This window comes from Hoylesella shahii, assembly GCF_937990675.1.
Taxonomy (GTDB): Bacteria; Bacteroidota; Bacteroidia; order Bacteroidales; family Bacteroidaceae; genus Prevotella; species Prevotella shahii.
Genome location: NZ_CALKQY010000002.1, coordinates 51,795 through 63,241 on the forward strand (window position 1 = coordinate 51,795; position 11,447 = coordinate 63,241).

Sequence of the window (11,447 nt, forward strand, 5' to 3'; positions counted from 1 at the left end):
CGTGAGGTGCTTGTAAAGACTTTAGACCCGATAACTTAGAACGAAATGGAGAACACTGTGCCCGCACCTATCTGCACCATGTTCTTCTTAATGGTTTCGCTAATGCTTTCGTCGCCTAGTTTTGTAGAAGTATATGCTTGCTTGCTCCATCCATGTGGGTCGAGCGTTGCAGTAAATTTATTGCGCGAATAGTTGAAATCAACATACGCTCGCCAGCAATAGTTTTGCTTATAAGCCATGGTACACCACAGACCAGTGCCTAAGAGCAAGGCTTTGTTACCATGGATGGTAAGAAAATCCCAGCTGGCCGAGTAGGGACGAAAGTTGTTATAGGTGTCTTTTGGTTCTACAGCGGCCATTATTCCCGCTTTATTAGCAGTTACGGTGATGTCTTTGATGCTGTTGCGGCCAACAGTTAGCTTGCCACCCATTGCCCAACGTTGCGAGAAAGGCAATGAAAGATAAAGACCAGCCGAGGCACATAGTTCGTTGATGCCCGTGCGTGGAAAGCTGAAAACGGTGTTAGATGGGAAGTTGGCTGTGGGCGAAGGCTCTTTAAACACTTTGTCTAAGCGCTTAACATGATGGCCCACCAGTTGCCAACTGGTGCCAAACCCAATGTGTGGTGTGAAGAAATAGGCTGCTTCAACACCCACAGTCGAAGCCGTTCCAAACTGCATGAGCAGTTGATGCTGGCCAAGTATTTGCTTAAAACTCTCGGGCATGGTGAGTTTTTGTTGGCCTAATATGCCTCCCACACGAATAGAAAAGAACGAAGGGCGCGTGCGAAGGTCTACCATCTCTTCCTTATCGGGTCTTATCAATCCTTTATCCTTAAACAACATGTCGCTAACAAGATAGCCCAGCTCGGTAGACATGATGCCAATGCCAGCTCCGCAAAACACATCGCTCATCCAGTGTCGGTTGTTTAGCATGCGCATAATGCCAGTGGCCGTGGCTGCTCCATAGCCCGCAATGCTGTATAGCGGACTAATGGTGGTGCCATATTCCTTGTGAAGAATGGTTGCTGCAACGAAAGCGGTGGCTGTATGGCCCGAGGGAAACGAGTTGCGTGTGCTGTTATCAGGGCGCATTTGGTTGGCCGTGTACTTAATGCTGTTTACAAACGCCGCCATAATAAAGAACGAAAAACCACTGCTTGCCAGATAGCGCACATTAGCACTCTTGCCAGGTAAGCCAATAACCTTTAGACCTGTTGCAAAAGCAGCAGGCGCAAATTGCAGATAATCGTCTACCGATGTTTTGAATTTAGGCGAAAAATCGTTGTGCAGATAGTACACCCGATGGCGTTCGCTCTTGCCAAAGATGCCCGCAATAACAAGTGGAATGCCCACAAATGTGATGCCTCGCCCAACTTTTATCTTGTCAAGATGATATGGTGCGCGGGTGTTTGCAGACATATCACCAAGCGAATCGCTCTGCAAAGGTGCAAATGTGGTTGAGTCGTTAGCCTCATTGGTGATGAAAATCGAGTCGGTCTGCACGCTTATATACTGGGAATGCTCACCTTTAGCGGCGATACCAATAGCGAAAAAGAATAACAAAGCGGCTAAAACGAGCCGACGGATGCCCCCATGCGAACAATACAAGTCCTTTGCAGCGATGTTCGTATGTGGTTGGCAGATCTTGTTCGGGTGATATATAGTACTGTGCTTCAAAATTAGCATAATGGTTGTTGTAGAAAAATTGACGACTTTATCAGCTGTTAAGTTGCAAAGTTAATGAAAAAAAGCGATTTATGCAACCGCTCTTCGTGAATGTTTTCTTGAAAGCGAATGGCAAAAAGACGTTTAACCCACCTTCAGCAGTGGGCGTTTGCGAAAATAAACGCACAAAGACACATTTTATTATATAAAATAATGGAGTGTCAATTAATTGTGCTAAATTTGCATTTCAATTAGTACTAATAGAGATTATGAGTCTTGATATGCTTACAGCCATTTCGCCGATAGATGGCCGTTATCGCGGTAAAACCGAACCGTTAGCCAATTATTTTTCGGAATATGCCCTTATCCGTTATCGCGTAAGGGTTGAGATTGAATACTTTATCGCACTATGCGAACTGCCATTGCCACAACTCAAGGGCGTGGGCAGCGAGCGCTTTGAACAGTTGCGTGACATCTATCGCTTGTTCGACGAGAACAAGGCGCAGCGTGTGAAAGACATAGAGAAAGTAACAAATCATGATGTAAAGGCTGTGGAGTACTTCATTAAAGAAGAATTCGACGCCATCGGTGGGCTTGATGCATATAAAGAGTTTGTGCATTTTGGGCTAACTTCGCAAGATATCAATAATACCAGTGTGCCCCTTTCGCTGAAAGAGGCATTGGAAGAGTGCTATTATCCAGTGTTGGAAGAACTTATTGGTCAACTAAAGCAATATGCCGACGAATGGAAAGACGTGCCCATGCTGGCCAAAACGCACGGACAACCAGCCTCACCAACACGCTTGGGCAAAGAAGTTGGCGTGTATGTGTATCGTCTTGAAGAACAATTGGCACAGCTTAAAGTCTGCAAAATGTCGGCAAAGTTTGGCGGTGCCACTGGTAACTATAATGCGCACCACGTGGCTTACCCCGAGATAGACTGGCGCGAGTTTGGTAATCGCTTTGTTAGCGAAAAGTTAGGACTGGTGCGCGAACAGCTTACTACGCAGATAAGCAACTATGATAACATGGGGGCTGCATTCGATGCCATGCGCCGAATCAATACCATCGTGTTGGATTTGGATCGCGATTTCTGGATGTATATCTCCATGGACTATTTTAAACAGAAGATTAAGGCCGGAGAAGTGGGGTCGAGTGCCATGCCACATAAGGTTAACCCCATCGACTTTGAGAACAGCGAAGGCAATCTGGGATTGGCCAATGCTGTGCTACAGTTCTTGGCGCAAAAGTTGCCAGTAAGTCGTTTGCAACGAGATCTTACCGACTCTACCGTGCTGCGCAACATCGGTGTGCCAATGGGGCATGCCCTTATTGCTTTCCAAAGCACACTAAAAGGTTTGCGCAAACTCATTCTTCACGAAGAAACCCTGGCCAACGACTTAGAAAATACGTGGGCAGTGGTGGCCGAGGCCATCCAAACCATTTTGCGAAGAGAGGCCTATCCCAATCCTTACGAGGCACTGAAGGCGCTGACACGCACCAACGAGAAGATGACCGAACGCACTATTCACGACTTTGTAAACACACTTGAGGTGAGCGATAACGTGAAAAAAGAATTGCTCGCCATCAACCCCTGGAACTACACAGGAGTGTAAACAGAGTTGCTAGAAACTAGTTGAGCTAGGATAACTAAGATAACAAGAAACAACGAATAACTGGAATCCCCTTGTTTCCTTCCTCTCTCTAGAATAACTAGTCTCACCATATCAATATGAATATAAACTAACTAAACTATAATTAACGTTTAAAAGAAAAATATTAACGCAACCGTGAGGTTAAAAAAGAAGTAAAATTATGGAATCAGAAATGGAAAAGATCCCTCAAGACACGTCGACAGGACAGCAAGAGGAAGGCCGTGAAGGCTACAACGCAGGCGGAAACTATTCCCGAACCTATGGAACTGGTGGTGCAAGAACACAGAGACCACGTATTCACACGCAACGCGCTTACAGCTCTGACCGCAGAACTAACGGCGGAGAAGACGATGGGGCGTTCCGTCCTGAGGGATTTGGAGCCAACTTGCAAAGTGGCAACACATCTCAACAAAGGCAATATCGCCCACGTTATAATAATTATAACAACGACAACGGTGGCTATCAGCAACGCGGTTATAACAACAATAACAACCGTGGAGGTTACCAACAACGCCAAGAAGGTGGATACCGTCCACGTTATAACAACGCTGGTGAAGGCGAAGGAGGCTACCAACAACGTGCTAACTACCAACCCAGACAGGAAGGCGGATACCGTCCTCGTCAAGAAGGGGGATATCAAGCCAATCAAGAAGGCGGTTACCAACAACGTTCAAACTATCAGCCTCGCCAAGAAGGCGGTTACCAACAACGCCAAGAAGGAGGATATCGTCCACGTTATAACAACGAAGAAGGCGGTTATCAACAGCGCGGCGGATACCAACAACGCTCGTACAATAATAATCGTGGCGGATACCAACAACGCGGTGGCTATAACAACAACCGCGGTGGATACCAACAAGGTGGATATCAACAACGCGGTGGCTATCAACAACGTGGCGGTTACCAACAAGGCAACTATCGCCAACGTACACCCGACTACGATCCAAATGCTAAATATAGCCTGAAAAAGCGTATCGAGTATAAGGAAGAGAACATCGACCCCAACGAACCCATTCGCCTGAACAAGTACTTGGCCAATGCTGGCGTATGCAGCAGACGCGAAGCCGACCAATTTATACAGTCGGGTATGGTGAAGGTTAACGGTAATGTGGTTACCGAACTGGGTACAAAGGTGCTGCGTACTGATGAAGTAATCTTCCACGAACAGCCCGTAACCCTCGAAAAGAAGGTGTATGTGCTTATCAACAAACCCAAAGATTACGTTACAACAAGCGACGACCCACAACAACGCAAAACCGTGATGGACCTTGTAAAAGGGGTTTGTCCTGAACGTATCTATCCCGTTGGACGATTGGACCGCAACACCACTGGTGTACTTCTACTTACCAACGACGGCGATTTGGCTAGTAAACTGGCTCATCCCAAGTTCTTGAAGAAGAAAGTGTACCACGTGTTCCTCGATAAAGAAGTTACCGAACACGACTTGCAGCAGATTGCTACGGGCATCACGCTCGACGACGGCGACGTGCATGCGGATGCCATCGAATATGCCAACGATAAGGATAAAACGCAAGTGGGCATCGAAATCCACAGCGGTAAAAACCGCATCGTGCGCCGCATCTTCGAAAGCTTAGGCTATCGCGTGGTTCGTCTTGACCGCGTGCAATTTGCTGGACTCACTAAGAAAAACCTCAAACGTGGCGACTGGCGCTTCCTCACCGAGAAGGAAGTGGAGATGCTAAGAATGGGGGCTTTTGAATAATATACCGAGAAGTTAAGAAGTAAAGACGTTAAGGAGTTAAGCCAAATGCCTTTGTGGTGTTGGCTAAACTCCTTAATAACTTGCTTCTTATTACCATTTAGGCGGATTGTAAATGGCCGTATGTGGCAATACAAGGGCCTTGTACGGTCACTACAAGAGCCTTGTACGAACACTACAAACGGCTTGTAGCGCCACTACAAGGGCCTTGTACAGACACTACAAACGGCTTTGTACAGATGCATTGCTGACAGAACATGTTGGCACACGAATGTATTAAGCCCTTCTTTACCGCCATTAATAGACGATAAAAGTTAGATAAGGTAGTAAATTAACAGCCTAAACACCATTGTTTACACCATTATATATGACATATGGCTAAGCTGCTAAACTCCTCAACGCCTTATCTCTTAATAAAGAACATCAATGGATAAAATTCGTAGAACAAAGATTGTAGACGTACTTCAACGCACCGACTTCGGTTCTGAGGTAAACGTAAAGGGCTGGGTGAGAACTCACCGCAGCAGTAAGGCAGTAGACTTCATCGCCTTGAACGACGGTTCTACCATCAATAACGTGCAAGTGGTTGTCGACCCAACAACGGTGGATGCCGATTTGCTCAAGCAAATCACAACTGGTGCATGCGTAAGCGCAACGGGTAAACTGGTAGAGAGTCAAGGACAAGGTCAAAACTCGGAAATACAATGCACCGACTTGCAGCTCTTGGGCGCATGTGGTAGCGACTATCCCATGCAGAAGAAGGGGCAAACCTTCGAGTATATGCGCCAACATGCGCACCTTCGTCTGCGCACCAACACCTTTGGTGCCGTTATGCGTATACGCCATAATATGGCCATTGCCATTCATAAGTATTTTCACGACCATGGTTTCTTCTATTTCCATTCGCCCATCATCACTGCTAGCGATGCAGAAGGGGCAGGCGAAATGTTCCAGGTTACAACGAAAAAGCTGGACGACTTGAAGAAAGACGAGAACGGAAAGGTGAACTATAGCGATGACTTCTTCGGCAAGATGACTAGCCTTACCGTGAGCGGACAGCTTGAAGGCGAGCTTGGAGCAACGGCCTTGGGGCAGATTTACACCTTTGGCCCTACTTTCCGAGCCGAAAATAGCAACACGCCTCGTCACCTCGCAGAGTTCTGGATGATTGAACCCGAAATGGCTTTCATAGACCTTGACGACCTGATGGACACCGAAGAAGACTTTATTAAGTATTGTGTGCGCTGGGCATTAGACAATTGCAAGGACGACCTTGCGTTCCTCAACAAGATGATAGACAACACACTGATTGAACGTTTGCAGGGTGTGGTGAGCGAAGACTTCGTTCGCCTAGACTATACTGAGGGCATCAACATTCTCGAAGAGGCCGTAAAAGCAGGTAAGAAATTTGAATTCCCCGTTAGCTGGGGTATGGACTTGGCCAGCGAACACGAACGCTTCTTGGTTGAAGAGCACTTCAAAAAGCCTGTTATCATGACCCATTATCCAAAGGGTATCAAGGCTTTCTATATGAAGTTAGACGAAGATGGACGCACGGTTCAAGGCACCGATGTGCTGTTTCCACAAATTGGCGAAATCATTGGCGGTAGTGTTCGCGAAGAGAGCTACGACAAACTGGTGGCTCAAATCGAAGAACGCCACATCCCGATGAAAGATATGTGGTGGTATCTAGATACGCGTCGCTTTGGTACGTGTCCGCACGGAGGTTTTGGTTTGGGTTTCGAAAGACTCATTCTCTTCGTAACGGGTATGCAAAACATTCGCGATGTAATACCCTTCCCACGCACGCCGAAGTCGGCCGAGTTCTAAAAAACATGTTAGAGAAAAGGGGATAATCAATACTAAAATTCAGGATGGCAAGAAAGATGTTGGAAGTAATGTTTTAATAGCATGGCTTTTGGCGCTTTCTTGCCATTCATGATTTAACCCCAACTCTATCTAGAGGCAAACAACTTCTATCTTTTTCTTGCTCATAAACCAAAAATCTACTGCACAAACCTTGCAGTGAGGTTGAAATTAAGACCTTGTGCAACACACAAGGATATACAAACAACAAACCAACAAAACAATATGAAGATGAAAACATTTAACTTAATCCTTTTGGCTTTGTGCCTAAACGTGTTACAATCTGTGGCACAAGTAGCGGCGAGAATTGAATATCCTCATCGTGGCGACTACGAAGACCTGGTGGTTTCGCCCATCGGCGAACGTGGACTTATCGTCTATTCGTTCGCTAAAAAGACGGACCACGGCAAGCGTTTTTTCAAAACAGAGTATTTGTCTACCGAGTTAAAGCCGATTTATACAGACTCGATGCTGATAGACGACGACTTGCATTTCTACAGTTCAACCTTCGACAACGATGTAAATTATGCCGTGCTGCGAGCACGCAACGGTGCTTTCTCGGTGATAGCTTTCAACACCAAAACCCATAAAACAAAGGTAACCGACAGCGAATACACCCGAAAAGCCAGTATGCGCGACCTTATTATTCACAATGGTAAAATGGTGTTTAGTTCTTCAGAGAAACGTTTAGAACGCATCGGCATTTTAGATCTCGCGTCTGGAGATTGTCGTTTTGCCGATTTACACATACCAGGTGTACGCGACCGTAAGGTGCTCATCCTGCAAAACACCATCCTAGACAATATTATCTATGCTGTTGTGAAGGGCGATCGCGAACTCTATTTGGCCCGAGTGGACTTTAATGGTAAGCAATTGGGCGTCACAAGTCTTACCACCGAAATCGACCAAACGTTGCTTTCGGCTTCATTGTCTAAGGCAAACGACAAGTATTTTATAACTGGTACGTACACCAAGAGCAAAAAAGGGGGCTCGCAAGGCATCTATTTTGCACAGCTAGAGAACTGGCAATTTAAGAAACAGCGATTCGTTAACTTCCTCGACCTAAAGAATTTCACCGATTATATGAGCGATAAACGCAAGGCAAGGATAGAACGTAAGAAAGAAAAGGCCGAAAAGGCAGGTAAAGAATATAGTCTTAATTACAACATGGCATCGCATGGAATTATGACCGATGGCAAGGATTATTTTTATCTGGGCGAGGCTTTTTATCCCACCTATATCACCTATTGGGTCGGTTCAACGATGATGACACAGTTTAACGGCTATGCTTACACGCATGCTGTGCTGGCCAAGTTTGATGCCGATTGCAACCTGCTTTGGGACAATTGTTTTGAAATGCGCCCTCGACAACAGCCTATGTATGTAAAACGGTTCATCTCGGCAGGTATAAAAAACAACGATGTCGACTTGATTTATGCCGATGATAAGAAACTGGTGTCTAAACTATTTAATAACAAGAGCGGAGAGGTGACGCAAGAACGTAAGTCGGACATGATTGAAACCGATAACGAAGATGAGGACGTGAAGAAGATGAAGTATTCGGGAACGCTTCATTGGTATGACAAAAACTTCATCGTTTATGGTGAACAGGTAGTTAAAAATAATCAGACTAAAGAGCGCCGAAGAGTGTTCTCTATCACTAAATACACAATTAAATAATACATCATGAAACAGCATTTTCTTTTCAAACATTATGCAACGCGCTTGTTGCTTGTGTCCTTTTTCGCCCTTAGTGCAGCAGTTCAAGTGCATGCTCAGGCCTTTGATGGCGACTCAGATAGAAAATTTTTCTTAGGTTACACCAATGTAGGAGGTAAGAATGGCGTGGAATTGGGATACGAAAATGGTATCAACGACTATCTTTCTTATGGTGCGAAATACGCTTTTATTGTTGATAAAAGCGTGGATAGTAACGATGATGGGCCAACGTTTTACGACAATTCCGACTTAGGATTTTACCTTAACTTCCATTTAATGGAGCCATTAAAGCTGCCCGATAACTTTGATATCTACATGGGTCCTGTGATTAGTTTGAAAACAATGTCATTTCAAACTGGCGCGCGTTACAATTTTGGAGAGCTGTTTGGCGTTTATGCTTCGGCACAATACAACTTCTTTCCAACGCTTGCTCGGAGCGAAATTTCTGGACTTTACCCCTATAAGTTTGTTTTCTCGGCAGGTATAACCCTTAGTTTCTAGCGAGCTTGTAATTTGCTCTTCGCGTTTTTACATATTAAAGGCGTTGCTCTCACCACTAGAAATGTGGCTTGGGCAACGCCTTTAATTATTCCACTACCAAGCGAAGACTGTCTGCTTTAAGACGTGCATTTAGCCATTGGTGCAGTCTGTTTTTATCGGTTGGGAGCAATTTCCCTTTGCAACCTACCACGGCCATCACGTAGTTGGTTGTGGAAGTGGTGTCTATTTGAGCTTCTGTAACGTATGCTAGGCTTACGGTTGTAGCTTGTGGGCAAATGGCTTTCAGTTCTTTGCGTATGTCGTTGGCCAATTTTGGCAAGCGTTCGTATTTGTCGTTCTTCTCTTTCAAGACCTGAATTTGGTCGGCTTGTTCTAGTAATTTCGTGTCTTTGGCTAGTGTTGTGCTTCCATTTCCGTTCAACATTTGGCTCAGCATCAAGCTATCAGTCTGTGTTCCCTGTATCACATTTAGTTTGAGGTCGGCTAGTTGGTAAGTGTCCATGGCCTTTTGGGCTAGCTCGATATCGCTGTCGGTGAGTCGTTTACCCACGGTAATAATATTCAGCGAATTGTTTTCATCGTCTACCTTGTGTGAAATGATTTGCGCGCCCTTAGCTTCAAACTCGTTTTTTACAAATCTCAAAATAGCGTTTTCTTTCACACTCTCTCTTACAATGTTCACTGTCATGTAGGTTGCAGGTAGCATTGTGAGCACCACAGCACCGATAATATAGCGGTTAACAACAGCGAGGCGAGCCTCGTCGATGGCAGCTTTGCGCTTAAATCGCAGCATTCTTACGCCCAAGAAGGTGGTAAGCGCAATGAAAACAGTGTTGATAAAGTAAAGGTAGAACGCCCCAAAGAAGAACGAAAGATTGCCCACAGCCAGTCCATAACCAGCAGTACACAAGGGAGGCATTAGCGCCGTGGCGATGGCAACACCAGGAAGCACATTGCCTTTACCCTTGGTGCTCAGTGCCAAGATGCCCGCAGCACCACCAGCTAGGGCGATAAGCACATCGTAAAGCGTGGGCGATGTGCGAGCCAGCAATTCAGATTGGGCTTCGGTGAGCGGCGTAATGATGAAGTAGAGCATGGCTGTGATTACGCTTATAACCGTTGCCACAAGGTAATGTGTGGCCGAACGCTTAAGCAATTCCAGGTCGGTGATGCCCACTGCCAGTCCCATTCCGATGATAGGACCCATCAAGGGCGAGATAAGCATCGCACCGATGATAACAGCTGTTGAGTTAACGTTTAGTCCTAGCGATGCAATCAGGATTGCAAATATCAGTACCCAGAGATTAGCGCCGTGAAAAGCAACTCCACTGCTTATTTGTTGGATGGTATCTTTCTCGTTCTCTTTGTCGGGCAAGGTGTTAAAATATCCCTTTATCACCTGCCAAAGCGATTTTTCTTGTTGTGACATTTGTAGTTGTTTTGTGGCAAAGTTACGTGTTTAAACTGAATTTTCAAAGCCTTAAGGTCTTAAAAATGTAAGGCAATACTTTGATAAACGCATTGTTTTTCGTATTTTTGCAGTACGGCATGGGTGTGTTTACCCCATTAATTTTATTTTCGATGGCTGCCTTTAGATTGTTTTGAGCGTGGCATTTGCTTGTGGGCACTCCATCTTTTTACATAAATATTATAAGCAATAGATGAGACAACAGTATCAAAAAGAATTAGAAAACCGACTTGTTATACCCACTTTACAGTTCTTGCACCGCGAGCGTTCAAGCGGTATTGTGCTTGGCATCTTTGTGATACTGGCCTTAGTGCTAGCCAATTCGCCCTTGCGCGATACCTACACCCATTTCTTAGAGCATCATTTTGGGTTTTCGATAAATGGTAAGAACTATTTGGATTTTAGTTTAGAACACTGGATTAACGACGGATTGATGTCGATGTTCTTCTTTGTTGTGGGTTTAGAGTTGAAGCGCGAGTTCATTGGCGGCGAGCTACGCGATTTGCGTAAGGTTACACTTCCTGTGGCATCGGCTCTCTGCGGAATGGTTTTTCCTGCGGCAATTTATCTGCTTTTCAACGCTGGCACGCCCACAGCTCTTGGTTGGGGGATACCCATGGCCACGGATATAGCCTTTGCTTTGGCTGTGCTTCAGCTCTTGGGCAATCGTGTACCGGTGTCGGCAAAGGTGTTTCTTACCACACTAGCCATCGTCGATGACCTAGGTTCGGTGGTTATTATCGCACTTTTCTATACCACCGAAATTTCATTTGCCAGTTTAGCCATAGGCTTTATGGTGCTTGCAGTGATGCTAGTGGGCAATCGTTTGGGTGTAAAAAGCGTGTGGTTTT

8 protein-coding genes are annotated in these 11,447 nt (G+C 45.5%); 6 read left to right on the forward strand and 2 right to left on the reverse strand.

Annotated elements, in window-relative coordinates; genetic code table 11:
- Positions 1-35: 35 nt before the first annotated feature.
- The gene (locus QME03_RS00410) at positions 36-1,565 is read right to left on the reverse strand and encodes a phosphatase PAP2 family protein (RefSeq protein ID WP_281723086.1); all 1,530 of its coding nucleotides are present in this window, start codon (positions 1,563-1,565) and stop codon (positions 36-38) included.
- 371 nt (positions 1,566-1,936) lie between these two features.
- Here QME03_RS00410 and purB point away from each other — a divergent pair, with 371 nt between their 5' ends.
- The 5 genes from purB (at position 1,937) to QME03_RS00435 (ending at position 9,128) form a co-directional block, all read left to right on the forward strand.
- On the forward strand, positions 1,937-3,283 hold the full coding sequence (gene purB / locus QME03_RS00415; protein ID WP_281723087.1) for an adenylosuccinate lyase: 1,347 nt from the start codon (positions 1,937-1,939) through the stop codon (positions 3,281-3,283).
- Positions 3,284-3,482: 199 nt separating this feature from the next.
- On the forward strand, positions 3,483-5,045 hold the full coding sequence (locus QME03_RS00420) for a pseudouridine synthase (protein ID WP_274946490.1): 1,563 nt from the start codon (positions 3,483-3,485) through the stop codon (positions 5,043-5,045).
- Between the two features lie 423 nt (positions 5,046-5,468).
- Positions 5,469-6,872, forward strand: coding sequence for an asparagine--tRNA ligase (gene asnS, locus QME03_RS00425; protein ID WP_281723088.1), 1,404 nt, complete (start codon positions 5,469-5,471; stop codon positions 6,870-6,872).
- Between the two features lie 267 nt (positions 6,873-7,139).
- Positions 7,140-8,588 (forward strand): hypothetical protein, encoded by a 1,449-nt coding sequence (locus QME03_RS00430; RefSeq protein WP_281723089.1) that lies wholly within the window; start codon positions 7,140-7,142, stop codon positions 8,586-8,588.
- A gap of 6 nt (positions 8,589-8,594) precedes the next feature.
- The gene (locus QME03_RS00435) at positions 8,595-9,128 is read left to right on the forward strand and encodes a DUF6646 family protein (protein WP_281723090.1); all 534 of its coding nucleotides are present in this window, start codon (positions 8,595-8,597) and stop codon (positions 9,126-9,128) included.
- 85 nt (positions 9,129-9,213) lie between these two features.
- On the opposite strand, the gene QME03_RS00440 is transcribed toward QME03_RS00435, so the two are convergent.
- The gene (locus QME03_RS00440; protein WP_281723091.1) at positions 9,214-10,557 is read right to left on the reverse strand and encodes a DUF389 domain-containing protein; all 1,344 of its coding nucleotides are present in this window, start codon (positions 10,555-10,557) and stop codon (positions 9,214-9,216) included.
- Positions 10,558-10,789: 232 nt separating this feature from the next.
- Between QME03_RS00440 and QME03_RS00445 the strand changes: the two genes are divergently transcribed.
- On the forward strand, positions 10,790-11,447 hold a 658-nt coding region (locus QME03_RS00445), incomplete at its 3' end, for a Na+/H+ antiporter NhaA (RefSeq protein ID WP_281723092.1).

Coding starts and splice junctions, on each gene's coding strand:
- QME03_RS00440 (WP_281723091.1), bottom strand. CDS start 10,557: ATGTCACAACAAGAAAAATCGCTTTGGCAGGTGATAAAGGGATATTTT.
- asnS (WP_281723088.1), top strand. CDS start 5,469: ATGGATAAAATTCGTAGAACAAAGATTGTAGACGTACTTCAACGCACC.
- QME03_RS00430 (WP_281723089.1), top strand. CDS start 7,140: ATGAAAACATTTAACTTAATCCTTTTGGCTTTGTGCCTAAACGTGTTA.
- purB (WP_281723087.1), top strand. CDS start 1,937: ATGAGTCTTGATATGCTTACAGCCATTTCGCCGATAGATGGCCGTTAT.
- QME03_RS00420 (WP_274946490.1), top strand. CDS start 3,483: ATGGAATCAGAAATGGAAAAGATCCCTCAAGACACGTCGACAGGACAG.
- QME03_RS00435 (WP_281723090.1), top strand. CDS start 8,595: ATGAAACAGCATTTTCTTTTCAAACATTATGCAACGCGCTTGTTGCTT.